Below are 25,691 nucleotides of genomic sequence, written 5' to 3'. Positions count from 1 at the left end.
GGCCTGTCCTCCTGGACGTGCGGGCGGTTGCAGGGTGCGTCCGGCCGGCTCGCGGCCGGCACCGGAAGGGCGCCGTCCCCGCAGGGGAATGGATGGCCGCACCCTTGGCAACATGGTTGCACGGTCGGGCCCGGCTCCGCCAGGGGCGGGCCGCGGGTCTCAGCCCAGGGGCGCGGGCGTGACGCCCAACGGCGCGAGCCGCTCCGCACCGCCGTCGGCCGCCGTCAAAACCCAGATGCCCTTGGCATGGACGGCCACGGAGTGCTCCCAGTGTGCGGCGCGCGCCTTGTCCTCCGTGACCACCGTCCAGTCGTCGGCGAGGGTCTTGGTCGCCAGCCCGCCACGCACCAGCATGGGTTCAATGGCCAGGCACATGCCGGGCTTCAGCTTGGGGCCGCGGTGCTTGGAGCTGTAGTTGAGCACGTCGGGCGCCATGTGCATGGCGGAGCCGATCCCGTGGCCCACGTAGTCTTCCAGGATGCCCAGGGGCTGGCCGGGCTGGGCGGTGACGTAGTCGTCAATCGCGTCGCCGATGTCGCCCACATACTTGGCCGTCGCCATGGCGGCGATGCCGCGCCACATGGATTCCTCGGTGATGTCACTCAGGCGCCGGTCCGCCGGGTCCTCGGCGGCGGGGCCGCCCACAATCACCGTGCGGGCGGAGTCGGAGTGCCAGCCCTCAACGACGGCGCCGCCATCGATGGACAGCACGTCCCCGGCCTTGAGCTCCCGCCCGCCCGGGATGCCGTGGACCACCACCTCGTTGACGGACGTGCAGATCGTGGCCGGGTAGTCGTAGTAGCCCAGGAAGTTGGACGTGGCCCCTGCCTTCTTGAGCAGGCCGGCAAAAAGCGTGTCCAGCTCGGACGTGGTGACACCGGGCGCGGCGGCGGCCACCACCTGGTTCAGGGCGTCGTCAAGGATCAGCCCGCTGCGATGCATGACGCGCATCTGTTCGATGGTCTTGTACTCAATCCGTTGCTGGCCGAATGCCATGGCAGGGTCCCTTCGCTGGAAAAATGTGAGGGCCCCCTCCCGCCACGGGGAAGGAGCCCTCCTCTCGTTGGTGGCCCCCTTGGGCTGCCCGAGAGGCAAATCTGTTTGGACTAGACGCCCTTGATCGCGTCCATGATGCGGGTGGTGACGTCGTCGATGTGGCCGAGGCCGTCGACCTTGGCCAGGATGCCGCGCTCCGCATAACGGGCCACCACGGGTTCGGTCTGCTCGCGGTAGAGGTCCAGGCGGTGGCGGATGACGGCCTCGTTGTCATCGCTGCGGCCGGTTTCCTGGGCCCGGCCCAGCAGGCGCTTGACGAGTTCGGCGTCGTCGGCGGTCAGCTGGACCACCACGTCGAGCTTGACGCCGGCCGCGGCGAGGATGTCGTCGAGCTCGTCAACCTGTGCCGTGGTGCGGGGGTAGCCGTCCAGCAGGAAGCCGTCCGTGACGTCGTCCTGCGCGAGCCGGTCACGGACCATCCGGTTGGTGACGCTGTCCGGAACGAAGTCACCGTTGTCGATGTACTTCTTCGCTTCCAGTCCCAACGGGGTTTCGCCCCTGACGTTGGCGCGGAAGATGTCGCCGGTGGAGATGGCGACAATGCCAAGCTCTACACAGATGCGTTCCGCCTGCGTGCCTTTTCCTGACCCGGGAGGTCCAATGATCAGCATTCTTGTCATCGCAATAACCCTTCATAGTGGCGCTGTTGGAGCTGTGCATCAATCTGCTTGACCGTCTCCAGCCCGACACCGACAACAATCAACAGCGAAGTGCCGCCGAACGGGAAGTTCTGGTTTGCCCCGATCATGACCAGGGCAATCAGCGGGATCAGGGCAACGATGCCCAGGTACAGCGATCCCGGCAGGGTGACGCGTGATATTACGTACTGCAGGTAGTCCTGCGTCGGCTTGCCGGCACGAATGCCGGGAATGAAGCCGCCGTACTTCTTCATGTTGTCAGAGACTTCTTCCGGGTTGAAAGTTATCGCGACATAGAAGTACGTAAACCCGATCGTAAGCAGGAAGTACATCAGCATGTAGAACGGGTGGTCGCCACGTGTGAGGTAGTTGTTGATCCACTGGATCCAGCCCGGGACGTTGGCGCTGTTCTTGGGCGTGGCGAACTGGGCAAGCAGTGCCGGCAGGTACAGCATTGACGAGGCAAAGATGACAGGTATGACGCCGGCCATGTTGACCTTGATCGGGATGTAGGTGCTGGTGCCGCCCATGGTGCGCCGGCCAATCATGCGCTTGGCATATTGGACGGGGACGCGGCGCTGCGACTGTTCAACGAACACGACCAGCCCCACGATCACCAGGCCCAGGAGCATGACGATCAGGAAGGTGCCCCAGCCCTGGGTCTTGAGGATCGCGCCCAGGGAGGTCGGGAACTGTGCGGCGATGGCCACGAAGATCAGCAGGGACATGCCGTTGCCGACGCCCTTTTCGGTGACGAGCTCGCCCATCCACATGATCAGCCCGGATCCGGCGGTCAGGGTCAGGATAAGCAGCCCAATGACGACCAGGCTGTCGTCCGGAATCAGCGGGGTGGCGCTTCCGGCGGCCCCGCAGCCGGCGAAGAGCTGGCCGGAACGGGCCAGGGTCACCAGCGTGGTGGCGTTGAGCAGGCCGAGGGCGATGGTCAGGTAGCGCGTGTACTGCGTGAGCTGGCCCTGTCCCTGTGCACCTTCCAGGTGGAGTTCCTGGAAGCGGGGAATGACCACGCGCAGGAGCTGGACGATGATGCTCGCGGTGATGTACGGCATGATGCCCAGGGCAAAAATGGACACTTGAAGCAGGGCGCCGCCACTGAACAGGTTGACCAGCTGGTAAATGCCTCCGGTGGTGTTCGCGGAATTTACGCACTGTTGGACATTGCGGTAGTCAACTCCGGGCGAGGGGATGAATGCACCCAAGCGGAAGATGGCGAGGATTCCCAGCGTGAACAACAACTTGCGTCGCAGATCAGGCGTGCGAAAGGCGCGGCCAAATGCGGTAAGCAAGCGTCCTCCTGACATGTAGAGAGAAAAGTCGGGTTCGCAAGTGAACCCAAGGAAAGATTCTAGTGGGTGACGTGGCTCGCACTGAAACCGGCCGTGCCACCCGGGCTGTTACGGCAGCCGTTGCGGCACATAGGCAAAAGACTCCCGGGGGCGGAACGTAAGCCCCGCCCACCAGGAGTCTAGTCGCCAGATGTGCGCATTTTGAACTGGTTACAGTTCCGTGGTCGAGCCACCTGCAGCAGAGATCTTTTCCGCTGCGCTGGTCGAAAACGCGTGGGCGGTGACGTCAACCTTGACGGTGATGTCGCCGGTGCCCAGCACCTTCACGGGCTGGTTCTTGCGAACCGCACCCTTTTCAACCAGCGTCTCGACGGTGACAACGCCACCCTCGGGGAAGAGCTCGTTCAGCTTGTCCAGGTTGACAACCTGGAACTCGACGCGGAACGGGTTCTTGAAGCCGCGCAGCTTCGGCAGGCGCATGTGCAGCGGCAGCTGGCCACCGGCAAAGCCGGCCTTGACCTGGTAGCGTGCCTTGGTGCCCTTGGTGCCGCGGCCTGCGGTCTTGCCCTTGGATCCTTCACCGCGGCCAACACGGGTTTTAGCCGTCTTGGCACCCGGCGCCGGGCGCAGGTGGTGGACCTTCAGTGCGTTCTGCTTCTCAGCAGTTTCTGCAGTCTTTTCAGTAGCCACTTTACTTAGCCTCCTCAACCTTGATCAGGTGCGGGACCGTGTTGATCATGCCAGCGGTCACTGCGTCAGCCGTGCGGACAACAGTGTGACCGATGCGCTTGAGACCCAGCGAGCGAAGGGTGTCCTTCTGGAACTGCCGGGCGCCAACGACGCCCCTGACCTGCGTGATTTCCAGCTTCTTTTCGGAAGGCTGAATGTTCTTCGGTGTAGTCATTACAGACCTGCCTTTTGCATGTTGCGCAGCAGCACATCCGGAGCGACCTCGTCCAAGGGCAGTCCGCGGCGGGCCGCGACTGACTTGGGGTCTTCCAGGCGCTTGAGTGCATCAACGGTTGCGTGAACAATGTTGATGGCATTGGAGGAGCCGAGCGACTTGGACAGAACGTCGTGGATGCCAACGCATTCCAATACGGCGCGCACCGGACCACCGGCGATAACACCGGTACCGGCGGCAGCCGGGCGCAGCAGGACGACGCCGGCAGCGGCTTCACCCTGGACGCGGTGCGGAACAGTCTTGCCGATGAGCGGAACGCGGAAGAAGGACTTCTTGGCTTCTTCAACGCCCTTGGCGATGGCCGCGGGAACTTCCTTGGCCTTGCCGTAGCCGACGCCAACGAGTCCGTTGCCGTCGCCGACGATCACGAGGGCGGTGAAGCTGAAGCGACGGCCACCCTTGACCACCTTTGCAACGCGGTTGATGTTGACGACGCGCTCGATGAACTGGTTCTTCTCAGCCTCGCGGCCACCGTCGCGACCGCGGCCACGGCCACCGTCACGACCGCCGTCGCGGCCTCCACGTCCACCGTCGCGACCGCCGCGGCCACGGCCGCCGTCGGTTGCTGGTGCAGACTCAGTCTTGGCAGCCGCACCGTCAGCTGCAGTTGCTTCTGACACAGTGTTCTCCTTGTTAATGTTTTCGGTCACAGTGCCAGACCACCTTCACGTGCACCGTCGGCCACAGCGGCGACCCGGCCGTGGTAGCGGTTGCCGCCACGGTCGAACACAACAGCGGCAATGCCGGCAGCCTTGGCGCGCTCGGCAACGAGCTCACCGACACGCTTGGCCTTGGCGGTCTTGTCGCCGTCGAACGAGCGCAGGTCGGCTTCGAGGGTCGAGGCGGACGCCAGGGTCAGGCCCTGGGAGTCGTCGATGACCTGGACGAAGATGTGACGTGCGGAGCGGTTGACCACCAGACGCGGACGGACAGTGCTGCCCGTGACGCGCTTGCGCACGCGCAGGTGGCGACGGCCGCGTGCTGCGGCCTTGGACTTTCCTCTTACGGACAGTGCCATGGTTACTTACCAGCCTTTCCGACCTTGCGGCGGATGATCTCGCCTGCGTAGCGAACGCCCTTGCCCTTGTACGGGTCGGGCTTGCGCAGCTTGCGGATGTTGGCAGCAACTTCGCCCACCTGCTGCTTGTCAATGCCTGCCACCGAGAGCTTGGTGGGGCCCTCAACCGTCAGGGTGATGCCAACCGGTGCCTCAACGACAACGGGGTGGCTGTAGCCGAGGGCAAACTCAAGGTTTGCGCCCTTGGCGACGACGCGGTAACCGGTACCAACAATTTCCAGCTTCTTCTCGTAGCCCTGGGTGACACCGACGATCAGGTTGTCAATGAGGGTGCGGGTCAGGCCGTGGAGTGAGCGTGATGCGCGCTCATCGTTGGGGCGGGTCACCGTGATGGTGTTCTCTTCGAGAGCAACGGCGATGGGGCTGGCAACAGTGTGCTCCAGCGTTCCCTTCGGGCCCTTGACGGAAACGAGGTTGTTGTCAATCTTGACCTCGACGCCGGCAGGCACGGAAATGGGGAGACGTCCAATACGTGACATTATTCTTTCCCTTCCCTACTACCAGACGTAGGCGAGGACTTCCCCACCCACGCCCTTCTTGGCGGCCTGGCGGTCGGTCAACAGACCGGATGAGGTGGACAGGATGGCGACACCCAAACCGCCCAACACGTTGGGGAGGTTGGTGGACTTTGCGTAAACGCGCAGGCCCGGCTTGGAAATACGGCGCAGGCCGGCGATTGAACGCTCGCGGCTGGGGCCGTATTTGAGGTCGATGGTCATCTTCTTGCCAACTTCGGCGTCTTCAACCTTCCAGGCAGCGATGTAGCCCTGTGCCTTGAGGATGTCGGCGATGTGGCCCTTGAGCTTGCTGAACGGCATGGACACGGAATCGTGGTGTGCCGAGTTTGCGTTGCGCAGACGCGTAAGCATGTCTGCGACAGGATCTGTCATTGTCATTTGGGCGCTTGCCCTTCCTCGTAACGGTTTCCTCCGCGTCGAAGGAGCTTCCCGAAATCAGCTTTCGGGCGGCTCGTCCAACGGAACGGACCTGTTACGTAGATTATTTATCTTCGGATTTGAACGGGAAGCCAAGCGCCTTGAGCAGCGCGCGGCCTTCGTCGTCGGTCTTGGCGGTGGTCACGACGGTGATGTCCATGCCGCGTACGCGGTCAATGGCATCCTGGTCGATCTCGTGGAACATGACCTGCTCGGTCAGACCGAAGGTGTAGTTGCCGTTGCCGTCGAACTGCTTGCCGCTGAGGCCGCGGAAGTCGCGGATACGGGGCAGTGCCAGTGTGACCAGGCGGTCCAGGAATTCCCACATGCGGTCCCCACGCAGCGTGGCGTGGCAGCCGATCGGCATGCCTTCGCGCAGCTTGAACTGTGCGATCGACTTGCGGGCCTTGGAAACCTGGGGCTTCTGGCCGGTGATGGCGGTGAGGTCGCGGACGGCGCCGTCGATGATCTTGGAGTCCTTGGCGGCATCTCCAACACCCATGTTGACAACGACCTTGACCAGGCGCGGAACCTGGTTGACGTTCGCGTACTTGAATTCCTCCGTCAGCGTCGCCTTGATTTCCGCAGCGTAGCGGGTCTTCAGGCGAGGCGAGACCTTGGGCGTGTTCTCTGCAACTTCGGCGCTCATGCCAGGTCCTTCCCCGAGGCCTTGGCAACGCGGATGCGTACTTGACGCTCGCGGCCATCGCGCTCAACGGTTTCGATGCGGTAGCCAACGCGGGTCGGCTTCTTGGTGGACGGGTCCACCACGGCAACGTTGGAGATGTGAATGGGTGCCTCGACGATTTCAATGCCACCGGTCTTGGTGCCACGTTCCGTCTGGCCGGCCTTGGTGTGCCGGGTGACGCGGTTGACGCCTTCCACCAACACGCGGTTGGTCTCGGGGAAAACCTTCAGGACCTTGCCCTGCTTGCCACGGTCGCCGCCACGTTCGGCCTTGCCGCCAGTGATGACCTGAACCAGGTCACCCTTCTTGATCTTTGCCATAAGTTACAGCACCTCCGGAGCCAACGAGATGATCTTCATGAACTTCTTGTCACGAAGCTCACGGCCAACCGGGCCGAAGATACGGGTACCGCGGGGGTCCCCGTCGTTCTTGAGAAGCACAGCGGCGTTCTCGTCGAACTTGATGTAGGAACCATCCGCACGGCGGCGTTCCTTCTTGGTGCGAACGATGACAGCCTTGACGACGTCACCCTTCTTGACGTTTCCGCCGGGAATTGCGTCCTTGACGGTAGCGACAATGGTGTCGCCAATGCCTGCGTAGCGGCGCCCGGATCCACCGAGAACGCGGATGGTCAAGATTTCCTTGGCACCCGTGTTGTCGGCGACCTTAAGCCGCGACTCCTGCTGAATCACTAGTGTCTCCTGTTCGTCGCGCCGGTTCTTGGCCACAATCCATCTGTGGACAAGCCTTGCGGAACGTATTGTTCGGGATGTCTCTCGACGTGCCTGGATTTTGCCAGCACACGCCTAAATGCGTCATGCCAACTGCACTTTCCGCACCGGACGCGGTGGATTTCTCCACCAGCCGGAGGGCAGTTTGTAGTGGCACGGGCATTTACGAGGTAATTGCGCACCCACTGCCGCTACCGAAATCGGCGGCACAGAAAAGGCGCAGCAATAGATAATCCTAGCACGGCGCCGGAACCCCGGCTCCCGCCGCAGGCCCGCCGCCGGCGTTGCCTTGCGCACACTCCGGGCGTCCTCGGCAGCAGTGTGCGCATCCCCCGCGGCCATCGCGCACGCGTCCGCCGTCGGGGGTTAAACGCACGTTGGGCCCGCCACCGTAAACGGTGACGGGCCCAACGCCTCGGTAATCAATCAGCACAGGGCCGAAAGGTTACTTGGCCTTTTCGACGATCTCGACGAGGCGGAACCGCTTCGTCGCAGACAGCGGGCGGGTCTCGCTGATGATGACCAGGTCGCCGATGCCGGCGCTGTTCTCTTCATCATGGGCCTTGACCTTCTTGTTGCGGCGAAGGACCTTGCCGTACAAGGCGTGCTTTACGCGGTCTTCGACCTCAACAACGATGGTCTTGTCCATCTTGTCGGAGACGACATAGCCGCGCATCTTCTTGCGCTCGTTGCGGACCACTGCGGCGGAGCCGGTTTCAGTGTTGTTTACAGAATCGCTCACTTGGCGACCTCCTCAGTTTCTTCAGCCTTCTTGGAGGCCTTCTTGGCTTCCTTGTCAGCCTTCTTGGAGGCCTTCTCCACCGGGGCGGCGGCAACAACATCCGGGCGAATGCCCAGCTCGCGCTCGCGCAGCACCGTGTAGATGCGGGCGATATCGCGCTTTACCACGCGCAGACGCCCGTGGCTTTCCAGCTGACCGGTGGCGGACTGGAAGCGCAGGTTGAACAGTTCCTCCTTGGCCTTCCGGAGTTCTTCAACAAGACGCTCGTTGTCGAACCCGTCAAGCTGTGCGGGGGCCAGATCCTTGGATCCAACTGACATCTCTACTCACCACCTTCGCGACGCACGATGCGTGCTTTCAACGGCAGCTTGTGGATTGCCAGGCGCAGGGCCTCGCGAGCTACCTCTTCTGATACACCGGAGAGTTCAAAGAGAACGCGGCCGGGCTTGACATTCGCAATCCACCACTCGGGCGAACCCTTACCGGAACCCATGCGGGTTTCGGCCGGCTTCTTCGTCAACGGACGGTCAGGGTAGATGTTGATCCACACCTTTCCGCCACGCTTGATGTGACGCGTCATGGCGATACGTGCGGATTCAATCTGGCGGTTGGTGACGTAGGCGGGCGTCAGGGCCTGAATGCCCCACTCACCAAACGTGACCGTGGTGCCGCCCGTAGCCTGCCCGGAGCGACCCGGGTGGTGCTGCTTGCGGAACTTTACTCGACGTGGGATAAGCATTTAAGCCTGTCCTCCTTCTGCTGCCGGAGCTGCAGCCTCTGCAGCTGCAGGAGCCGGGGCCGCGGCAGCAGCCTCGGTGCGCTCGGGGCGGTCGTTGCGACGGCGGTCGCCACCGGAGCGGGGGCCGCGGGGTCCGCGGTCATCGCCGTCACGGCGGGGGCCACGGCCACGGGCAGGGGCGGCAGCTGCCTGGGCAGCCAGTTCCTTGCTCGTGACATCGCCCTTGTAGATCCAGACCTTGACACCGATGCGGCCGAACACGGTCTTGGCCTCGAAGAAGCCGTAGTCGATGTTGGCGCGCAGGGTGTGCAGGGGCACACGGCCTTCGCGGTAGAACTCGGTGCGCGACATTTCAGCGCCACCCAGACGGCCGGCGCAAGCGACACGGATGCCCTTGACGCTGCCGGTGCGCTGTGCGGACTGCATGGCCTTCTTCATCGCGCGGCGGAAAGCCACACGGGAAGTCAGCTGCTCAGCGATGCCCTGGGCCACCAGCTGTGCGTCGGCTTCCGGGTTCTTCACTTCCAGGATGTTCAGCTGGACCTGCTTGCCGGTGAGCTTTTCGAGCTCGCCGCGGATGCGGTCTGCTTCAGCCCCACGGCGGCCGATCACAATGCCGGGACGTGCGGTGTGGATGTCCACACGTACACGGTCACGGGTGCGCTCGATCTCAACCTTGGAAATGCCGGCGCGGTCCATGCCCGTGGACATGAGCGCGCGGATCTTGATGTCTTCTTTTACGAAGTCCTTGTAACGCTGTCCGGGCTTGTTGCTGTCCGCGAACCAGTGTGAACGGTGGTCCGTGGTGATCCCGAGACGGAACCCGTGCGGGTTTACTTTCTGTCCCACTTAGCGAGCCTCCTCTTTCTCGGGGGTAGCGACAACCACGGTGACGTGGCTGGTGCGCTTCTTGATCTGGTAGGCACGACCCTGGGCGCGCGGCTGGAACCGCTTCATGGTCGGGCCCTCATCAACGAAGATTTCGCTGATGTACAGGTCATTTTCATTGAACGCGACGCTGTCGCGATCAGCCAGAACGCGGGCGTTGGCCACTGCGGACTGGACTACCTTGAATACCGGCTCAGAAGCTGCCTGGGGGGCAAACTTCAGAATCGCCAATGCCTCATTCGCCTGCTTGCCACGAATCAGGTTGACGACGCGCCGGGCCTTCATAGGCGTGACGCGCAGATGACGCGCACTTGCCTTGGCTTCCATTGCTATCCTTCTCTCGTCTTAGCCGTAAAGCCAAGCGCCTAGCGGCGCTTGCCCTTGCGGTCGTCCTTGACATGGCCGCGGAATGTCCGCGTGGGGGCGAATTCGCCGAGCTTGTGCCCGACCATCGACTCGGTGACAAACACGGGGATGTGCTTGCGACCATCGTGCACGGCGATCGTGTGACCCAGCATGTCCGGGATGATCATCGAGCGGCGGGACCAGGTCTTGATGACGTTCTTGGTGCCCTTTTCGTTTTCCCTAGCGACCTTGACAAAGAGGTGCTGGTCTACGAAGGGACCCTTCTTCAGGCTACGTGGCATGTCTCCAGGCTCCTATCGCTTGTTCTTGCCAGTACGACGGCGACGAACGATGAGTTTGTCGCTCTCTTTGTTGGGACGGCGGGTACGGCCTTCCGGCTTGCCGTTCGGGTTGACCGGGTGGCGTCCACCGGAGGTCTTGCCTTCACCACCACCATGCGGGTGGTCGACCGGGTTCATGACAACACCGCGGACGGTCGGGCGGACGCCCTTCCAGCGCATGCGCCCTGCCTTGCCCCAGTTGATGTTGGACTGCTCGGCGTTTCCGACTTCGCCGATGGTGGCGCGGCAGCGCGCATCAACGTTGCGGATTTCACCGGAGGGCAGCCGCAGCTGGGCGAACTTGCCTTCCTTGGCGACCAGCTGAACGGAAGCACCGGCGGAACGGGCCATCTTGGCACCGCCACCGGGACGCAGCTCCACGGCGTGGATAACGGTACCCACCGGGATGTTGCGCAGCGGCAGGTTGTTGCCAGGCTTGATGTCGGCCGCGGGGCCGGCTTCAACAAAGTCGCCCTGCTTGAGCTTGTTCGGCGCGATGATGTAACGCTTGGTGCCATCAACGTAGTGCAGGAGGGCAATGCGTGCCGTGCGGTTGGGATCGTATTCGATCTCGGCCACACGTGCGTTGACGCCGTCCTTGTCGTGGCGACGGAAGTCAATCAGGCGGTACTGGCGCTTGTGGCCACCACCCTTGTGACGCGTCGTGATACGACCGGTGTTGTTGCGGCCACCCTTTTTGGGCAGGGGACGGACCAGAGACTTCTCCGGCGTCGACCGCGTGATTTCGGTGAAGTCGGCAACGCTCGAGCCGCGACGGCCCGGGGTTGTCGGCTTGTATTTACGGATTCCCATAGTTTATTTCCTCGTTAAAGTGGTCTCCGCTTAGGAAAGCGGACCGCCGAAGATGTCGATTGTGCCTTCTTTGAGGGAGACAATGGCGCGCTTGGTGCTCTTGCGCTGCCCCCATCCGAAGCGGGTGCGCTTGCGCTTGCCGGCACGGTTGATGGTGTTGATCGAGTCGACCTTGACGGAGAAAATCTTCTCCACGGCCAGCTTGATCTCGGTCTTGTTCGAGCGGGGGTCGACCAGGAAGGTGTATTTGCCTTCGTCGATCAGGCCGTAGCTCTTTTCCGAGACGACGGGTGCAAGCACGACGTCGCGCGGATCCTTGATGGTGACGGCGCTCACTTGGCGTCCTCCTCAATCGTCTGGGCAGCTTCGCCGCCGGCGGGGACAAAGCCTGCGGCCTTGGCGTCCTCAACGGTTGCGAACCAAACCTCGGCCACAGTGGCGTCATACCAGCGTGAACCAGGCACGTGGTACTTCATGGAGTCCTTGTTGCCCTTGATGGTGCCTTCGGCAGCATCTGCGGAAACCTCTTCCTCAACCAGCACCAAGCTGGAGGCGAATGCCTCGGCAGCGGCGCGGCCGGAGATGAAGATCTCGTAGGCGGCTTCGGTGAAGACCACGTCATCGGCAACGAGCACGTCGTAGGTGTTGAGCTGGTCAACGTACAGCACGTGGATGTTGGTGATGTTGCGGACACTCAGGGCGGCAACGTCGTTGCTGCGCTCGATGACGACCAGCAGGTTCTTGCGCTCGGAAACCGTGGCCAGCAGTGCCTTGGCCGACTTGGTCGACGGCTTGGTGCCGGAAACCAGTTCGGAAACAACGTGGATGCGGCCGTTGCGTGCCCGGTCGGAGAGGGCACCGCGCAGGGCTGCAGCCTTCATCTTCTTGGGGGTGCGTTGGCTGTAGTCACGCGGGGTCGGACCGTGGACAATGCCACCGCCGGTCATGTGAGGGGCGCGGATGGAACCCTGGCGGGCGCGGCCGGTGCCCTTCTGGGCGAACGGCTTGCGGCCGGCACCGGAAACTTCGGCGCGGGTCTTGGTCTTGTGGGTACCCTGGCGTGCAGCAGCGAGCTGTGCAACAACGACCTGGTGCAGCAGCGGCACGTTGGTCTGCACGTCGAAGATCTCTGCAGGCAGGTCAACCTTTACAGTTGCCATTTTACTTATGCTCCCTTCACGGCGGTGCGTACCAGGACGACCGAGCCGCGGGCGCCGGGGACGGCACCCTTGATCAGCAGCAGCGACTTCTCGGCGTCGACACCGTGAACGGTCAGGTTCATGGTCGTGACACGCTCGGCGCCCATGCGGCCAGCCATGCGGACACCCTTGAAGACGCGGCCAGGGGTGGACGCGCCACCGATGGAACCGGGCTTGCGGTGGTTCTTGTGGGCACCGTGCGATGCCGGGGCTCCGTGGAAGCCGTGGCGCTTCATGACACCGGCGAAGCCCTTGCCCTTGGAAGTGCCGACGACGTCGACCTTCTGGCCGGCTTCGAAGATCTCAACGGAGATTTCCTGGCCGAGGGCGTAGGAGTCGGCATCTGCAGTGCGCAGCTCGACGATGTGGCGGCGCGGGGTGACGCCTGCCTTTTCAAAGTGGCCGGCCAGCGGCTTGGTCACCTTGCGCGGGTCGATCTGGCCGTAGCCGATCTGAACAGCGGTGTAGCCATCAACGTCTGCGTTGCGCAGCTGGGTGATGACGTTCGAGTCGGCCTGGACGACGGTTACAGGAACAAGCTTGTTGTTCTCGTCCCAGACCTGGGTCATGCCGAGCTTCGTGCCCAGGATGCCCTTAGTGTTTCGGGTCGCGGTCATAGTTTCTCAGCACCTCCCTACAGTTTGATTTCGATGTTCACGTCGGCCGGCAGGTCGAGACGCATGAGCGAATCCACCGCCTTGGGCGTGGGGTCGATGATGTCGATCAGACGCTTGTGCGTGCGCATTTCAAAGTGCTCGCGGCTGTCCTTGTACTTGTGAGGCGAACGGATAACGCAGTACACGTTCTTCTCGGTGGGCAGCGGCACGGGGCCGACTACCGTTGCGCCTGCGCGCGTGACCGTCTCAACGATCTTCCGGGCTGAAACATCAATGACCTCGTGGTCATATGACTTCAGCCGGATGCGGATTTTTTGTCCCGCCATGGCGTCGTGACTCTCTTCCTGTAACGAAGCATCCTGTGCGAGCAATGCTGTTGACGTAAACGCTGTTTACTTTTCCTGTGCACTGTGGCGATCCCGCCACGCTCCCAACGAACTGAATCCGGACATTTCCGGGTTCCTCAATCCGCCGAAGCTCCGACCCCCGCGGTCGGGCGTGTCGCGATCAACTCGCGCACGTACCCGCAATAATTTGCGAAGGTGGGTTATGTTTGGTCCTCAGCTTGGACCCTGCGCCGAGCATTATCTCGGCCGGGACACGAAAAGGCACTTGAACAACTCAATAAGTATGCCGGAATTGGGCGGCAAACGCCAACCGGCACCCTGCCCCCGGGGCCGGGCACGCAACGGCCCGATCCGGCACTTTCCCGCCGCGGCACCGCCCTGCGGGCCCGGCCCCCCTCCGGATGCCCCGGTTTGGTGGGCAAAATCACCCCGCCACACGGCGCCGCAGGCCGAAAGCGTTCCGACCCCCCCTCCCCCGCCCGGGGGGGGTGTCCCTATGTTTTTCGTCAAGGGGTGGGGCCGATTTTCTTTCAAGTTTTTGGGGCTCTGTTTCTGGGCAGGTGTTATTGGCTGGCGAGGTGTGCCTGCCAGCTCGTGGGTGATGGGATTTAGGCGGTCTTGGCTGCTGGTGCCTCGTAGAAGGTGCCGTCGCGGAGCATGGCGAACAGCACGTCGCAGCGCCTGCGGGAGAGGGCGATCAGGGCCTGGTTGTGCCGCTTGCCCTCGGCGCGTTTCCGGTCGTAGTAGGCCCGTGAGAGCGGGTCTTTGAGCGCCGCGAACGCGGAGAGGAAGAACGCCCGTTTGAGGGCCTTGTTGCCTTTCTTGGACGGGTGGTCGCCACGGATTGACGTCCCGGAGCGCCACGTCACCGGGGCCAGTCCGGCGTAGGAGGCCAGATGCCCGGCGGTCTTGAATTCCTTGCCGGCAACCTCGGTGATGAGGCGGGCTTCGGTCCTGACTCCGACCGCCGGCATGGACGTCAGGACCTCGTGAAGAGGGTGGGCCTCCACGAGGGCCTCGATCTGGGCGAGGATGTCCTCCCGGGCCGCGCGCAGCTGCTTGAGCATGGCTGCGAGCTGGGGCAGGACGATGCCGGCGGCATTGGTGCCGGCGACCACGACGGTCTGCTCGCCCAGGGCGGTGAACACCTCTGCTGCCCAGCTTTTCCCGGCCCGCGGTGCGTGGCGGGAGAGCAGCATGGCGACACGGTTCTGGCCGGCCCTGTGCAGCTTTTCCGGGGTCGGGTACTTGACCAGCAGCTCGGCCATGGCGGGGTGGTCCAGGTGCTTGCCAACGACCCGTTCCAGGGCCGGGTGGACCTGTGTCAGCAGCCCGCGGATCCGGTTCGACGTCGCTGTGGCCTGCTTGGCCAGGTCGTCGTCGAAACCGCACAGCATGGACAGTTCGGCGGCCTGCTCGTCGGCGAGGACGATGGAGCGCAGCGTGTGCGGCAGAGTGCGGGCGGCTTCGGCAATGATGGCCGCGTCTCGGGCGTCCGTTTTGGCCTCGCCGGGGTGCAGGTCGGCGATGCGTCGCATCGCCAGTCCGGGCAGATAGCCGACCATGATGCCCTCCGCCTGGGCGTCCGCGACGGGCAGCGCGCCGATGGTCGAGGGCTGGTCCACGACCAGCAACACGGTACCTTTGCCAGCGACGGCCTTGATGATGGAGCGCAGTTTGGCCTCGTCCTGGGGCAGTGCCCGGTCGAGGAGTTTCTTGCCATTGCGGTCGATGGCGACTGCGTGGTGATTGCTCTTGCCAACGTCAACACCAATGAAGATGTCGACTTGTTCATGGTCCTTGATCAACGCAAACCTCCCAGAATTTGTGTCGTGCAATTTGGTGTTGGCATGTCCTGCGGCGGCAAGGCTCGGCATCCACGTTACGGCTGACCTACACGTTCATTCATTGTGCTGGTCCGGTCCCCATTAGCGATCCCTTGGCGCCTATCGAATCCCGGTGACAACACCCCCCGGATCATTGATGACTGGGGGCTTCAATCATGCCGGGACCGACAGGCCAACAACCCCAATTCTTACTCTTTATGGGGCTACTAAAAAGGTAACGGGGGGGAAATTCCACTACTTCCCGGCCAACACGGGACTGCCCACGGCGTTCCCTGCCTGTTCCACGGCTGGTGACAAGGTGTCCGCGTGCGCCGGACGACGCAAGGGCACGGCCGACGTCGCCATGGGCCCACCAGGCCGCCGGCACCGCCGTCCAGGGAAACACACAAGGGCGGCCGCCTGCACGGAAGCCGCCCGGCAGGCCTGTGAGGGCGGTGAGGGCGTACCAAAAAGGAGGGCCCGGCCGAAGCCGGGGCCCTCCTTTTTCAGATCTTCGTTACTTGGAGTGCAAGTTACTTGATGATCTTGGTGACACGGCCTGAACCAACGGTGCGGCCACCTTCACGGATGGCGAAGCCGAGGCCTTCTTCCATGGCGATGGGCTGGATCAGCTCAACGGACATTTCGGTGTTGTCGCCAGGCATGACCATTTCCGTGCCTTCGGGCAGGGTGATGACGCCGGTAACATCCGTGGTGCGGAAGTAGAACTGCGGGCGGTAGTTGGAGTAGAACGGGTTGTGACGCCCACCCTCATCCTTGGCCAGGATGTAGACGTTGCCTTCGAAGTTCGTGTGCGGGGTGATGGAGCCCGGCTTCACGATGACCTGGCCACGCTCAACATCTTCGCGCTTGATGCCGCGGAGCAGCAGGCCACAGTTCTCGCCGGCCCATGCCTCGTCGAGCTGCTTGTGGAACATCTCGATACCGGTGACCGTGGTCTTCTGGATCGGGCGGATGCCGACGATCTCAACCTCGGAGTTCAGGGCAAGGGTTCCACGCTCGGCGCGGCCCGTCACAACGGTGCCGCGGCCGGTGATGGTGAAGACGTCTTCAACCGGCATCAGGAACGGCTTGTCGCGGTCACGGATGGGGTCCGGGACGTTGTTGTCAACGGCGTCCATCAGGTCCTCAACGGACTTGACCCACTTGGGGTCGCCTTCCAGTGCCTTCAGGCCGGAGACGCGGACAACAGGTGCCTCGTCGCCGTCGAAACCCTGCGAGGAGAGGAGTTCGCGAACTTCCATTTCGACCAGGTCGAGGAGTTCTTCGTCATCAACCATGTCGGACTTGTTCAGAGCCACCAGCAGGTAGGGAACGCCCACCTGGCGGGCGAGCAGGACGTGCTCGCGGGTCTGGGCCATCGGGCCGTCAGTCGCAGCAACCACCAGGATTGCGCCGTCCATCTGGGCGGCACCGGTGATCATGTTCTTGATGTAGTCAGCGTGGCCGGGAGCGTCAACGTGTGCGTAGTGGCGCTTCTCGGTCTGGTACTCAACGTGGGAGATGTTGATGGTGATGCCGCGCTGCTTCTCCTCGGGGGCCGAGTCGATGGAGCTGAAATCACGCTGCTCGTTGAGTGTGGGGTACTTGTCGTACAGCACCTTGGAAATGGCAGCCGTCAACGTCGTCTTTCCATGGTCAACGTGACCGATGGTGCCGATGTTAACGTGCGGCTTAGTCCGCTCGAACTTTGCCTTCGCCACGGGTTCCTCCTAGAACGTTTTCGTTGACTTACTCTCGGCGACGCTTTTCGTCACCGAAATCGATAGCAAGTCTACTGGGGGCTTTTGATTTTTAAGAAATTACTGCTTGCTTGGGTCCGTACCAGCATAAAGTGCGGGAACGGACCCAAGCAAAAGTACGGTTATTCGCCGCGGGACTTCTGGATGATCTCGTCGGCAACTGCCTTCGGGACCTCCGCGTAGCTGTCAAACTTCATCGAGTACACGGCGCGGCCCTGGGTCTTGGACCGCAGGTCGCCGATGTAGCCGAACATGCCGGACAGGGGCACCAGGGCACGAATGACCTTGACGCCGCTGGCATCCTCCATGGACTGCATCTGGCCACGGCGGGAGTTGATGTCACCGATAACTTCACCCATGTATTCCTCAGGGGTGCGGACTTCAACTTCCATCAGCGGTTCAAGCAGGACCGGGTTGGCCATCCGCGCAGCTTCCTTGAACGCCATGCGGCCGGCGATCTTGAACGCCATTTCCGACGAGTCAACATCGTGGGACGCGCCGTCAAGCAGCGTGGCCTTGATGCCAACCATCGGGTAGCCGGCCAGCACGCCGTCAGGCATGGCGGACTGGATGCCCTGGTCAACGCTGGGGATGTATTCACGGGGAACACGGCCACCGGTGACCTTGTTGTCGAACTCGTACATGGCACCTTCGGCAGTGTCCAGCGGCTCGATCGCGATCTGGATCTTGGCGAACTGGCCGGAACCACCGGTCTGCTTCTTGTGCGTGTAGTCGTGCTTGGCAACAGCCCGCTTGATGGTTTCGCGGTACGCAACCTGCGGCTTGCCAACGTTGGCTTCGACGTTGAACTCGCGGCGCATGCGGTCCACCAGGATGTCCAGGTGGAGCTCGCCCATGCCGCCAATTTCGGTCTGGCCGGTGTCTTCGTTGAGGTTGACGGTGAACGTCGGGTCCTCAGCGGAGAGTTTCTGGATGGCCGTGGAAAGCTTCTCCTGGTCGCCCTTGGTCTTCGGCTCGATGGCAACGAAGATCACGGGCTCGGGGAAGGTCATCGACTCAAGCACAATCGGGTTTGCCGGGTCGCACAGGGTGTCACCGGTCGTGGTGTCCTTCAGGCCGATCACCGCGTAGATGTGGCCTGCGTGGATCTCGTCAACCGGCATTTCCTTGTTGGCGTGCATCTGGAAGAGCTTTCCGATGCGCTCCTTCTTTTGCTTGGTCGAGTTCAGCAGCTGCGTTCCGGACGTTGCACGGCCGGAGTACACGCGGATGAAGTTCAACTGTCCGAAGAACGGGTGCGTGGCAATCTTGAAGGCCAGGGCCGAGAACGGCTCCGTCTCGCTGGGCTCGCGCTTGAGCTCGACGGTCTCGTCCTTGGGGTCGTGGCCCACCATGGCGCCAACGTCCAGCGGGTTCGGCAGGTAGTCGATGACAGCATCGAGCATCGGCTGCACGCCGCGGTTCTTGAACGCGGAACCACAGAACACGGGGTAGATCTCGGAGTTGACGGTCAGCGTGCGGATGCCGGCCTTCAGTTCCTCGATGGACGGCTCTTCGCCTTCGAGGTACTTCTCCATGAGCTCTTCGGAGGACTCTGCAACGGCCTCTACGAGGGCTGCACGGTACTCTTCAGCCTTTTCCTGCAGGTCTGCAGGGATGTCCAGGATCTCGTAGGCGGCACCCATGGTGACGTCACCCTTGGAGTCGCCGGCCCAGACGAGTGCCTTCATGGTCAGCAGGTCAACGACGCCGGTGAATTCGCTCTCAGCACCGATCGGCAGCTGCATGACGAGCGGCTTCGCGCCCAGGCGGTTGATGATGGTGTCGACAGTGAAGTAGAAGTCGGCGCCGAGCTTGTCCATCTTGTTGACGAAGCAGATGCGCGGGACGTTGTACTTGTCGGCCTGGCGCCACACGGTCTCCGACTGCGGCTCCACGCCTTCCTTGCCATCGAAGACGGCAACGGCGCCATCGAGCACACGCAGGGAGCGCTCAACCTCAACCGTGAAGTCAACGTGGCCGGGGGTGTCAATGATGTTGATCTGGTTGTTGTTCCAGAAACAGGTCACCGCGGCGGAGGTGATGGTGATGCCGCGTTCCTTTTCCTGTTCCATCCAGTCAGTCGTCGAGGCACCGTCGTGGGTTTCGCCAAGCTTGTGGTTCACACCCGTGTAGAACAGGATGCGCTCGGTAGTAGTGGTCTTGCCGGCATCAATGTGGGCCATGATGCCGATGTTGCGGACCTTGTTAAGGTCTGTAAGCACGTCCTGTGCCACGGTTTCTCCCTTTTCTAGAGATGAGCTTGCGGGTGGTTCCGCACGGCGCCAAGGCCGTCCGGAACCACCCTCACGGCTCTAGTTACCAGCGGTAATGGGCGAATGCCTTGTTGGACTCGGCCATCTTGTGGGTGTCTTCGCGACGCTTGACGGCGGCACCAAGCCCGTTCGAGGCATCCAGGACCTCGTTGCGCAGGCGTTCGGTCATGGTCTTCTCGCGGCGGGCCTTCGAGTAGCCGACCAGCCAACGCAGGGCCAGGGCGGTCTGGCGACCGGGCTTGACCTCAACGGGAACCTGGTAGGTGGCGCCACCAACGCGGCGGGACTTCACCTCGAGGCTCGGCTTGATGTTTTCCATGGCCTTCTTCAGGGCTGCAACGGGGTCGCCGCCCGTCTTCTCGCGAACACCTTCGAGTGCACCGTAGACAATGCGCTCCGCGGTGGACTTCTTGCCGTCAACCAGAACCTTGTTGATCAGCTGCGTGACCAGGGGGGAACCGTATACGGGATCTACAACTAGCGGCCGCTTGGGGGCCGGACCCTTGCGAGGCATATTACTTCTTCTCCATCTTTGCACCGTAGCGGCTGCGGGCCTGCTTGCGGTTCTTGACGCCCTGGGTATCCAATGCGCCGCGGACGATCTTGTAACGAACACCGGGAAGGTCCTTCACGCGGCCGCCGCGGACCAGCACGATGGAGTGTTCCTGGAGGTTGTGGCCAACACCGGGGATGTAGGCGGTAACTTCCACGCCACCGTTGAGGCGCACGCGGGCAACCTTGCGAAGGGCCGAGTTCGGCTTCTTCGGGGTGGTCGTGTAAACGCGCGTGCAAACGCCGCGGCGCATGGGGCTGCCCTTCAGTGCGGGAGCCTTGGTCTTGGTGACCTTGGGTGACCGGCCCTTCCGGACCAGCTGGTTAATCGTAGGCACTTTCGTGTTCTCCGTTGTTTTCTCGAGATGCTTCTCGTGTCGCTTTCCCCGGCCGTCAAGCACCTGGGAAGAGCCTTTTACTGGTAGTCGCAGACTTGGGCGACTTCACAGCGCCTAGGCATGCAAAAATGTGGCATTCGCTGTACAAGAACCGTACAACCCGGACCCGCGAACCGCGTCCCCTGGAAATCCAAGGGAACCGGGCGCTCTTATCCACTGCCACACTAACAATTACCACTACGTTACCATGCCGTGGGCACGGTCCTGAAATCACGGTCCGTTAATCCTTGACAGGACGGACTGGCGCGCGCACTCTCGAAGGTACTCCACGCCGCACGCTGGCCGGTCTCCCACTTGCAGCACCCGATGTGGAGCGGATTTTCGGCGGATTGCAGGTGTGCCATGGCAGATGCAGATTTGGTGCTGGAAGGCGGCGGCGTCAAGGGGTCCGGCCTGGTGGGGGCGGTGACGGCCCTGGCCGAACACGCCGACCCCTACACCTTCCACCGGGTGGCCGGCACCTCGGCAGGGGCCATCGTGGCAGGCCTGCTGGCCTCCGGCATGTCCGTTTCCCAGGTCAAGGGCGTCATGGATGACCTGGACTTTGCCCGCTTCGAGGACGAGTCGGGCTTCCTGGCCCACGTGCCCGGCCTGGGTGCATCCGCCGGGCTGCTCCTCCACGAGGGGCTCTTCGCCGGCGGCTTCCTGCACGACTGGATTTCCGAGACGCTGGCCGGCCAGGGCGTCTACACCTGGGCGGACCTGAAGCAGGATGATCCCGGCAGCGCCCTCCCGCCAGCGCACCGGTACCGGCTGGTGGTGATCGTCTCCGACGTTTCGCGTGGCCTCATGCTCCGACTCCCTTGGGACTATGAATCCCTGTTGGGCCTTGACCCCGACAGGGTGTCCGTGGCGGATGCCATCCGGGCATCCGCCTCCATCCCGTTTTTCTTCCGGCCCTGGATGATGCCCGCCAACACCTCCCTGATCGGACACGACCACATTGTGTGTGCCGACGGCGGCCTGCTCTCCAACTTTCCCATGGCGATCTTTGACAGGCATGACGGCCAGCCGTCGCGGTGGCCCACCCTCGGCGTCAAGCTTTCCGGGCAGACCAGCATCCGCACCGAGGACTGGGCGCCGAACAACAGCAACCTGCAACTGGCCAAGTCCTTGCTGAGCACCATGGTTGGTGCGCACGACCGCAGCTACGTCAACGACCCGCAGGCGGTTTCCCGGACCATCTTCGTCGACACCTCCAACTACCGGGCCACCGACTTCCACCTGACCCCGGCGGACAAGGAGGCACTTTTCGCCAAGGGCAGGGCGAGCGGGCAGAAGTTCCTCGCCGGCTGGGACTGGGGCACCTGGAAGGCCGGGGACTACACCAAGTAGGCAATTTGCCTGCCCAACGCACGACGGCGGTTGGCGGGCTTCACAGGGAAGCCCGCCAACCGCCGTCGTACTTCTTGGCCGAATGCTAGCCGGAGAAGTTGGTGCCCAGGTCGTAGTCATCCAGGGGGATGGCACGGAACTCTGCACCGAGGTCGCCCACGCCGCCCACGTAGTCAAAGTCGCTGAACGCGCTCGGACCGGTGAACAGGTTGGCCTTGGCCTCTTCCGTCGGCTCCACCGTGACGTTGGTGTAGCGAGGCAGTCCGGTGCCGGCCGGGATGAGCTTGCCGATGATGACATTCTCCTTCAGGCCCAGCAGGGGGTCGGACTTGCCTTCCATGGCCGCCTGCGTCAGGACGCGGGTGGTTTCCTGGAAGGAAGCGGCGGAGAGCCAGGACTCGGTGGCCAGCGAGGCCTTGGTGATGCCCATGAGCTCGTTACGGCCCGAGGCCGGCTTCTTGCCCTCGGACACCACGCGGCGGTTTTCCGTCTCGAAGCGCCCGCGCTCGGCAAGCTCGCCGGGCAGCAGGTTGGAGTCGCCGGACTCGATGACCGTCACGCGGCGGAGCATCTGGCGGACGATGACTTCCACGTGCTTGTCGTGGATGCCCACACCCTGGCTGCGGTACACGCCCTGGACTTCCTCAACGAGGTGCTTCTGGGCGGCACGCGGGCCGAGGATGCGCAGGACCTGCTTCGGGTCCACGGCACCGACAATCAGCTTCTGGCCAACCACCACGTGCTCGCCGTCTGCGACCAGCAGGCGGGCACGGCGCAGGACCGGGTAGGCGATCTCTTCGGTTCCGTCGTCCGGGGTGAGGATCAAACGCATGGTGCGCTCGGACTCATCAATGTTGATGCGGCCGGCGGCCTCTGCGATCGGTGCCACACCCTTCGGGGTACGGGCCTCGAAGAGCTCCTGGATACGCGGCAGACCCTGGGTGATGTCCTCCCCGCGGCTGGCCGAAACGGCACCACCGGTGTGGAAGGTACGCATGGTCAGCTGCGTGCCGGGCTCACCGATGGACTGTGCGGCGATGATGCCCACGGCCTCACCGATGTCCACGGTCTTGCCGGTGGCCAGCGAACGGCCGTAGCACAGGGCACAGGTGCCCACCGTGGATTCACAGGTCAGCACGGAGCGGACCTTGATCTCTTCAATGCCGGCCGCGAACAGCTTGGCGATGAGGACATCGCCGACGTCGTCGCCGGCATTTGCCAGCACGGTGCCGGAGGAATCCACCACGTCGGCAGCCAAGGTGCGTGCGTACACGCTGTTCTCGACTTCCTCGTGCAGCTTGATCTCGCCGTTTTCGGTGACCACTGCGATGGGCAGGGTCAGGCCGCGCTCGGTGCCGCAGTCGTCTTCACGGACAATGACATCCTGCGAAACGTCCACGAGGCGACGGGTCAGGTAGCCCGAGTTTGCCGTACGGAGGGCCGTGTCGGCCAGACCCTTGCGGGCACCGTGCGTGGCGATGAAGTACTCCAGGACCGACAGTCCCTCCCGGTAGGAGGACTTGATCGGGCGCGGAATGATTTCACCCTTCGGGTTGGCCACCAGGCCGCGGATACCGGCAATCTGGCGAACCTGCATCCAGTTACCACGGGCGCCGGAGGAGACCATCCGGTTGATCGTGTTGGAGGCGGACAGCGACGCACGCATCGCCTCGGCGATCTCGTTCGTTGCCTGGTTCCAGATGTCGATGAGCTCCTGGCGGCGCTCGTCGTCGGCGATCAGGCCCTTGTCGAACTGTGCCTGGACCTTGGCGGCCTTGGTCTCGTAGCTTTCCAGGATGGCCGGCTTGGCCTTGGGCACCTCGATGTCGGAGATGGCAACCGTGATGCCGGAGCGGGTGGCCCAGTAGAAGCCTGCATCCTTAAGGTTGTCCAGCGTTGCCGCCACCACAACCTTCGGGTAGCGCTCGGCGAGGTCGTTGACGATCTCGGAGAGCTGGCCCTTGTCGGCAACCTTCTCAACCCACGGGTAGTCGGCGGGCAGGGTCTCGTTGAAGATGACCTGTCCCAGCGACGTCGCCACGATGGCCGGCTGGCCGGCCTCCCAGCCTTCGGGGGCTTCCCAGCCCGCGTACGGCACGAAGTTCTCCAGGCGGATCTTGACCTGCGAGTTCAAGTGCAGCTCGCCGGCGTCGTGCGCCATGACGGCCTCGGCCGGGGTGGAGAAAATCCGACCTTCGCCCACGGCGCCAATGCGCTTGGTGGTCAGGTGGTACAGGCCGATGATCATATCCTGCGAAGGCAGGGTGACCGGGCGGCCGTCCGAAGGCTTCAGGATGTTGTTGGAGGACAACATCAGGATGCGGGCTTCAGCCTGTGCCTCGGGGCTCAGCGGCAGGTGCACTGCCATCTGGTCACCGTCGAAGTCGGCGTTGAAGGCGCCACACACCAGCGGGTGAAGCTGGATGGCCTTGCCTTCAACCAGCTGCGGCTCGAACGCCTGGATGCCCAAACGGTGCAGGGTTGGTGCACGGTTCAGCAGCACCGGGTGCTCGGTGATGATCTCTTCGAGAACATCCCACACCTGCGGGCGGAAACGCTCCACCATACGCTTGGCGCTCTTGATGTTCTGGGCGTGGTTGAGGTCAACCAGGCGCTTCATCACGAACGGCTTGAAGAGCTCCAGGGCCATCTGCTTGGGCAGGCCGCACTGGTGCAGCTTCAGCTGCGGGCCGACAACGATGACCGAACGGCCGGAGTAGTCAACGCGCTTGCCAAGCAGGTTCTGGCGGAAGCGTCCCTGCTTGCCCTTGAGCATGTCGGAGAGCGACTTCAGCGGGCGGTTGCCCGGCCCGGTGACCGGACGGCCGCGGCGGCCGTTGTCGAACAGCGAGTCAACGGCTTCCTGCAGCATCCGCTTTTCGTTGTTGACGATGATCTCCGGAGCACCCAGGTCAAGCAGCCTCTTGAGGCGGTTGTTGCGGTTGATCACACGGCGGTACAGGTCGTTCAGGTCCGAGGTGGCGAAACGGCCACCGTCGAGCTGGACCATGGGGCGCAGTTCCGGGGGGATCACCGGGACGGCGTCCAGGACCATGCCGAGCGGACTGTTGTTGGTGGTCAGGAACGCGTTGACAACCTTCAGGCGCTTGAGGGCACGCGTCTTGCGCTGGCCCTTGCCGTTCTGGATGATGTCGCGCAGGATCTCCGCTTCAGCAGCCATGTCGAAGGTCTCCAGGCGCTTCTTGATCGCCTCGGCACCCATGGCACCTTCGAAAAACATGCCGTAGCGGTCACGCAGTTCGCGGTACAGCGCCTCGTCGCCTTCGAGGTCGGCGACCTTCAGGCCCTTGAAACGGTCCCAGACCTGCTCGAGGCGGTCGATGTCCGCATCGGCGCGCTTGCGCACGTTGGCCATCTGGCGGTCCGCGGAGTCGCGGGCCTTCTTCTTGTCGGCTGCCTTGGCACCCTCGCCCTCGAGGCGCGCAATCTCGTTTTCGAGGTCGCGGGCAATCGTGGCGATGTCGGAGTCGCGCGTGTCAACCATGCGCTTCTTCTCCAGGTCGTGCTCGATCTGGAGGTTCGGCAGCTCGTCGTGGCGGGCTTCCTCGTCGACGCTGGTGATCATGTAGGCGGCGAAGTAAATGACCTTTTCCAGGTCCTTCGGCGCCAGGTCCAGCAGGTAGCCCAGACGGGACGGGACGCCCTTGAAGTACCAGATGTGCGTGACGGGCGCAGCAAGTTCAATGTGGCCCATGCGTTCGCGGCGCACCTTGGCACGGGTGACCTCAACGCCACACCGCTCACAGATGATGCCCTTGAAGCGCACGCGCTTGTACTTGCCGCAGTAGCATTCCCAGTCGCGGGACGGGCCAAAGATCTTCTCGCAGAAGAGGCCGTCCTTCTCGGGCTTGAGGGTGCGGTAATTGATGGTTTCCGGCTTCTTGACTTCGCCGTGCGACCAGTCGCGGATGTCTTCCGCGGTGGCCAGGCCGATCTGCATGAGGCCGAAGGAGGATTCGCTGGACATATGGGTCCTGTTCTCTCTAATTCTCTAAGTCTGAATGTCTCTACAGGCCCGGGGTCGAGGTTTGCCCGACCACCGGGCCACGGGTACGGAAAGAGGGGGAACGGCGGCGGCACGGCTGGGTGCCGCCG

The 25,691-nt window shown here is 63.0% G+C and carries 30 protein-coding genes; 1 reads left to right on the top strand and 29 read right to left on the bottom strand.

Annotated features, from left to right (window positions below):
• Positions 1 to 159: 159 nt before the first annotated feature.
• The 28 genes from map to rpsL form a co-directional block, all read right to left on the bottom strand.
• Positions 160 to 996 carry a type I methionyl aminopeptidase gene (gene map / locus G6035_RS00690; RefSeq protein ID WP_176615143.1) on the bottom strand — a complete coding sequence of 279 codons (837 nt, stop codon included), beginning with the start codon at positions 994 to 996 and terminating at the stop codon, positions 160 to 162.
• Between the two features lie 110 nt (positions 997 to 1,106).
• Positions 1,107 to 1,667, bottom strand: coding sequence for an adenylate kinase (locus G6035_RS00685; protein ID WP_176615202.1), 561 nt, complete (start codon positions 1,665 to 1,667; stop codon positions 1,107 to 1,109).
• 5 nt (positions 1,668 to 1,672) lie between these two features.
• Positions 1,673 to 2,998 (bottom strand): preprotein translocase subunit SecY, encoded by a 1,326-nt coding sequence (secY, locus tag G6035_RS00680; protein ID WP_176615142.1) that lies wholly within the window; start codon positions 2,996 to 2,998, stop codon positions 1,673 to 1,675.
• Positions 2,999 to 3,208: 210 nt separating this feature from the next.
• On the bottom strand, positions 3,209 to 3,688 hold the full coding sequence (gene rplO / locus G6035_RS00675; protein ID WP_256883579.1) for a 50S ribosomal protein L15: 480 nt from the start codon (positions 3,686 to 3,688) through the stop codon (positions 3,209 to 3,211).
• A gap of 1 nt (position 3,689) precedes the next feature.
• The gene (gene rpmD, locus G6035_RS00670) at positions 3,690 to 3,902 is read right to left on the bottom strand and encodes a 50S ribosomal protein L30 (protein ID WP_176615141.1); all 213 of its coding nucleotides are present in this window, start codon (positions 3,900 to 3,902) and stop codon (positions 3,690 to 3,692) included.
• A complete protein-coding gene (rpsE, locus tag G6035_RS00665; protein ID WP_176615140.1) occupies positions 3,902 to 4,582 on the bottom strand; it encodes a 30S ribosomal protein S5 in 681 nt (226 codons plus the stop codon). Before rpsE ends, rpmD begins: the two co-directional genes overlap by 1 nt.
• 26 nt (positions 4,583 to 4,608) lie before the next feature.
• Positions 4,609 to 4,980: a 50S ribosomal protein L18 gene (gene rplR, locus G6035_RS00660; RefSeq protein WP_176615139.1), complete on the bottom strand. Its 372-nt coding sequence runs from the start codon at positions 4,978 to 4,980 to the stop codon at positions 4,609 to 4,611.
• Positions 4,981 to 4,982: 2 nt separating this feature from the next.
• Positions 4,983 to 5,519, bottom strand: coding sequence for a 50S ribosomal protein L6 (gene rplF / locus G6035_RS00655; protein WP_176615138.1), 537 nt, complete (start codon positions 5,517 to 5,519; stop codon positions 4,983 to 4,985).
• A gap of 18 nt (positions 5,520 to 5,537) precedes the next feature.
• Complete coding sequence (gene rpsH, locus G6035_RS00650; RefSeq protein WP_176615137.1) at positions 5,538 to 5,936, bottom strand: 30S ribosomal protein S8; 399 nt, start codon at positions 5,934 to 5,936, stop codon at positions 5,538 to 5,540.
• Positions 5,937 to 6,039: 103 nt separating this feature from the next.
• Positions 6,040 to 6,624 (bottom strand): 50S ribosomal protein L5, encoded by a 585-nt coding sequence (gene rplE / locus G6035_RS00645; protein ID WP_176615136.1) that lies wholly within the window; start codon positions 6,622 to 6,624, stop codon positions 6,040 to 6,042.
• Complete coding sequence (gene rplX / locus G6035_RS00640) at positions 6,621 to 6,983, bottom strand: 50S ribosomal protein L24 (RefSeq protein ID WP_176615135.1); 363 nt, start codon at positions 6,981 to 6,983, stop codon at positions 6,621 to 6,623. Before rplX ends, rplE begins: the two co-directional genes overlap by 4 nt.
• 3 nt (positions 6,984 to 6,986) lie before the next feature.
• Positions 6,987 to 7,355, bottom strand: a complete 369-nt coding sequence (rplN, locus tag G6035_RS00635; RefSeq protein WP_054013196.1) for a 50S ribosomal protein L14 — start codon at positions 7,353 to 7,355, stop codon at positions 6,987 to 6,989.
• A gap of 484 nt (positions 7,356 to 7,839) precedes the next feature.
• Positions 7,840 to 8,070: a 30S ribosomal protein S17 gene (rpsQ, locus tag G6035_RS00630; protein ID WP_082000545.1), complete on the bottom strand. Its 231-nt coding sequence runs from the start codon at positions 8,068 to 8,070 to the stop codon at positions 7,840 to 7,842.
• A 62-nt stretch (positions 8,071 to 8,132) separates the two neighbouring features.
• Positions 8,133 to 8,456 carry a 50S ribosomal protein L29 gene (rpmC, locus tag G6035_RS00625; RefSeq protein WP_176615134.1) on the bottom strand — a complete coding sequence of 108 codons (324 nt, stop codon included), beginning with the start codon at positions 8,454 to 8,456 and terminating at the stop codon, positions 8,133 to 8,135.
• Between the two features lie 2 nt (positions 8,457 to 8,458).
• Entirely contained in the window at positions 8,459 to 8,875 is a 417-nt protein-coding gene (gene rplP, locus G6035_RS00620) for a 50S ribosomal protein L16 (RefSeq protein ID WP_165183260.1), read from the bottom strand.
• Positions 8,876 to 9,724: a 30S ribosomal protein S3 gene (gene rpsC, locus G6035_RS00615; protein ID WP_176615133.1), complete on the bottom strand. Its 849-nt coding sequence runs from the start codon at positions 9,722 to 9,724 to the stop codon at positions 8,876 to 8,878.
• The gene (rplV, locus tag G6035_RS00610; RefSeq protein WP_125610316.1) at positions 9,725 to 10,090 is read right to left on the bottom strand and encodes a 50S ribosomal protein L22; all 366 of its coding nucleotides are present in this window, start codon (positions 10,088 to 10,090) and stop codon (positions 9,725 to 9,727) included.
• 38 nt (positions 10,091 to 10,128) lie between these two features.
• The gene (rpsS, locus tag G6035_RS00605; RefSeq protein WP_003803803.1) at positions 10,129 to 10,410 is read right to left on the bottom strand and encodes a 30S ribosomal protein S19; all 282 of its coding nucleotides are present in this window, start codon (positions 10,408 to 10,410) and stop codon (positions 10,129 to 10,131) included.
• Positions 10,411 to 10,422: 12 nt separating this feature from the next.
• Complete coding sequence (rplB, locus tag G6035_RS00600) at positions 10,423 to 11,262, bottom strand: 50S ribosomal protein L2 (protein WP_165183262.1); 840 nt, start codon at positions 11,260 to 11,262, stop codon at positions 10,423 to 10,425.
• Between the two features lie 30 nt (positions 11,263 to 11,292).
• The gene (gene rplW / locus G6035_RS00595) at positions 11,293 to 11,598 is read right to left on the bottom strand and encodes a 50S ribosomal protein L23 (protein WP_113719165.1); all 306 of its coding nucleotides are present in this window, start codon (positions 11,596 to 11,598) and stop codon (positions 11,293 to 11,295) included.
• Positions 11,595 to 12,422 carry a 50S ribosomal protein L4 gene (gene rplD / locus G6035_RS00590; protein WP_176615132.1) on the bottom strand — a complete coding sequence of 276 codons (828 nt, stop codon included), beginning with the start codon at positions 12,420 to 12,422 and terminating at the stop codon, positions 11,595 to 11,597. Before rplD ends, rplW begins: the two co-directional genes overlap by 4 nt.
• A 5-nt stretch (positions 12,423 to 12,427) precedes the next feature.
• Positions 12,428 to 13,078, bottom strand: a complete 651-nt coding sequence (gene rplC / locus G6035_RS00585) for a 50S ribosomal protein L3 (protein ID WP_176615131.1) — start codon at positions 13,076 to 13,078, stop codon at positions 12,428 to 12,430.
• A gap of 17 nt (positions 13,079 to 13,095) precedes the next feature.
• Positions 13,096 to 13,404: a 30S ribosomal protein S10 gene (gene rpsJ / locus G6035_RS00580; RefSeq protein ID WP_003803825.1), complete on the bottom strand. Its 309-nt coding sequence runs from the start codon at positions 13,402 to 13,404 to the stop codon at positions 13,096 to 13,098.
• Positions 13,405 to 14,033: 629 nt separating this feature from the next.
• Positions 14,034 to 15,302 (bottom strand): IS110 family transposase, encoded by a 1,269-nt coding sequence (locus G6035_RS00575; protein WP_371130748.1) that lies wholly within the window; start codon positions 15,300 to 15,302, stop codon positions 14,034 to 14,036.
• Positions 15,303 to 15,784: 482 nt separating this feature from the next.
• Entirely contained in the window at positions 15,785 to 16,975 is a 1,191-nt protein-coding gene (tuf, locus tag G6035_RS00570; protein ID WP_176615130.1) for an elongation factor Tu, read from the bottom strand.
• 161 nt (positions 16,976 to 17,136) lie between these two features.
• Positions 17,137 to 19,251: an elongation factor G gene (gene fusA, locus G6035_RS00565; RefSeq protein WP_176615129.1), complete on the bottom strand. Its 2,115-nt coding sequence runs from the start codon at positions 19,249 to 19,251 to the stop codon at positions 17,137 to 17,139.
• A gap of 82 nt (positions 19,252 to 19,333) precedes the next feature.
• On the bottom strand, positions 19,334 to 19,804 hold the full coding sequence (gene rpsG / locus G6035_RS00560; RefSeq protein ID WP_054012305.1) for a 30S ribosomal protein S7: 471 nt from the start codon (positions 19,802 to 19,804) through the stop codon (positions 19,334 to 19,336).
• A gap of 1 nt (position 19,805) precedes the next feature.
• Positions 19,806 to 20,180, bottom strand: coding sequence for a 30S ribosomal protein S12 (gene rpsL, locus G6035_RS00555; RefSeq protein ID WP_176615128.1), 375 nt, complete (start codon positions 20,178 to 20,180; stop codon positions 19,806 to 19,808).
• 402 nt (positions 20,181 to 20,582) lie between these two features.
• Between rpsL and G6035_RS00550 the strand changes: the two genes are divergently transcribed.
• The gene (locus G6035_RS00550; RefSeq protein ID WP_176615127.1) at positions 20,583 to 21,575 is read left to right on the top strand and encodes a patatin-like phospholipase family protein; all 993 of its coding nucleotides are present in this window, start codon (positions 20,583 to 20,585) and stop codon (positions 21,573 to 21,575) included.
• Positions 21,576 to 21,660: 85 nt separating this feature from the next.
• Here the strand turns inward: G6035_RS00550 and G6035_RS00545 are convergent, their stop codons facing one another.
• Positions 21,661 to 25,563 carry a DNA-directed RNA polymerase subunit beta' gene (locus G6035_RS00545; protein ID WP_176615126.1) on the bottom strand — a complete coding sequence of 1,301 codons (3,903 nt, stop codon included), beginning with the start codon at positions 25,561 to 25,563 and terminating at the stop codon, positions 21,661 to 21,663.
• Between the last annotated feature and the right edge of the window lie 128 nt (positions 25,564 to 25,691).

Source organism: Arthrobacter sp. SDTb3-6 (assembly GCF_013376095.1).
Lineage (GTDB): Bacteria > Actinomycetota > Actinomycetes > Actinomycetales > Micrococcaceae > Specibacter.
The sequence above is the reverse complement of the archived record's forward strand: the minus strand, read 5'-3'. Positions and strand labels throughout refer to the sequence as shown.

Coding starts and splice junctions, on each gene's coding strand:
- map (WP_176615143.1), bottom strand. CDS start 996: ATGGCATTCGGCCAGCAACGGATTGAGTACAAGACCATCGAACAGATG.
- G6035_RS00685 (WP_176615202.1), bottom strand. CDS start 1,667: ATGCTGATCATTGGACCTCCCGGGTCAGGAAAAGGCACGCAGGCGGAA.
- rpmD (WP_176615141.1), bottom strand. CDS start 3,902: ATGACTACACCGAAGAACATTCAGCCTTCCGAAAAGAAGCTGGAAATC.
- rplR (WP_176615139.1), bottom strand. CDS start 4,980: ATGGCACTGTCCGTAAGAGGAAAGTCCAAGGCCGCAGCACGCGGCCGT.
- rplF (WP_176615138.1), bottom strand. CDS start 5,519: ATGTCACGTATTGGACGTCTCCCCATTTCCGTGCCTGCCGGCGTCGAG.
- rpsH (WP_176615137.1), bottom strand. CDS start 5,936: ATGACAATGACAGATCCTGTCGCAGACATGCTTACGCGTCTGCGCAAC.
- rplE (WP_176615136.1), bottom strand. CDS start 6,624: ATGAGCGCCGAAGTTGCAGAGAACACGCCCAAGGTCTCGCCTCGCCTG.
- rplX (WP_176615135.1), bottom strand. CDS start 6,983: ATGGCAAAGATCAAGAAGGGTGACCTGGTTCAGGTCATCACTGGCGGC.
- rpsQ (WP_082000545.1), bottom strand. CDS start 8,070: ATGCGCGGCTATGTCGTCTCCGACAAGATGGACAAGACCATCGTTGTT.
- rpmC (WP_176615134.1), bottom strand. CDS start 8,456: ATGTCAGTTGGATCCAAGGATCTGGCCCCCGCACAGCTTGACGGGTTC.
- rplP (WP_165183260.1), bottom strand. CDS start 8,875: ATGCTTATCCCACGTCGAGTAAAGTTCCGCAAGCAGCACCACCCGGGT.
- rplV (WP_125610316.1), bottom strand. CDS start 10,090: ATGGAAGCCAAGGCAAGTGCGCGTCATCTGCGCGTCACGCCTATGAAG.
- rpsS (WP_003803803.1), bottom strand. CDS start 10,410: ATGCCACGTAGCCTGAAGAAGGGTCCCTTCGTAGACCAGCACCTCTTT.
- rplB (WP_165183262.1), bottom strand. CDS start 11,262: ATGGGAATCCGTAAATACAAGCCGACAACCCCGGGCCGTCGCGGCTCG.
- rplD (WP_176615132.1), bottom strand. CDS start 12,422: ATGGCAACTGTAAAGGTTGACCTGCCTGCAGAGATCTTCGACGTGCAG.
- rplC (WP_176615131.1), bottom strand. CDS start 13,078: ATGACCGCGACCCGAAACACTAAGGGCATCCTGGGCACGAAGCTCGGC.
- rpsJ (WP_003803825.1), bottom strand. CDS start 13,404: ATGGCGGGACAAAAAATCCGCATCCGGCTGAAGTCATATGACCACGAG.
- G6035_RS00575 (WP_371130748.1), bottom strand. CDS start 15,302: ATGCCGAGCCTTGCCGCCGCAGGACATGCCAACACCAAATTGCACGAC.
- rpsG (WP_054012305.1), bottom strand. CDS start 19,804: ATGCCTCGCAAGGGTCCGGCCCCCAAGCGGCCGCTAGTTGTAGATCCC.
- G6035_RS00550 (WP_176615127.1), top strand. CDS start 20,583: ATGGCAGATGCAGATTTGGTGCTGGAAGGCGGCGGCGTCAAGGGGTCC.
- G6035_RS00545 (WP_176615126.1), bottom strand. CDS start 25,563: ATGTCCAGCGAATCCTCCTTCGGCCTCATGCAGATCGGCCTGGCCACC.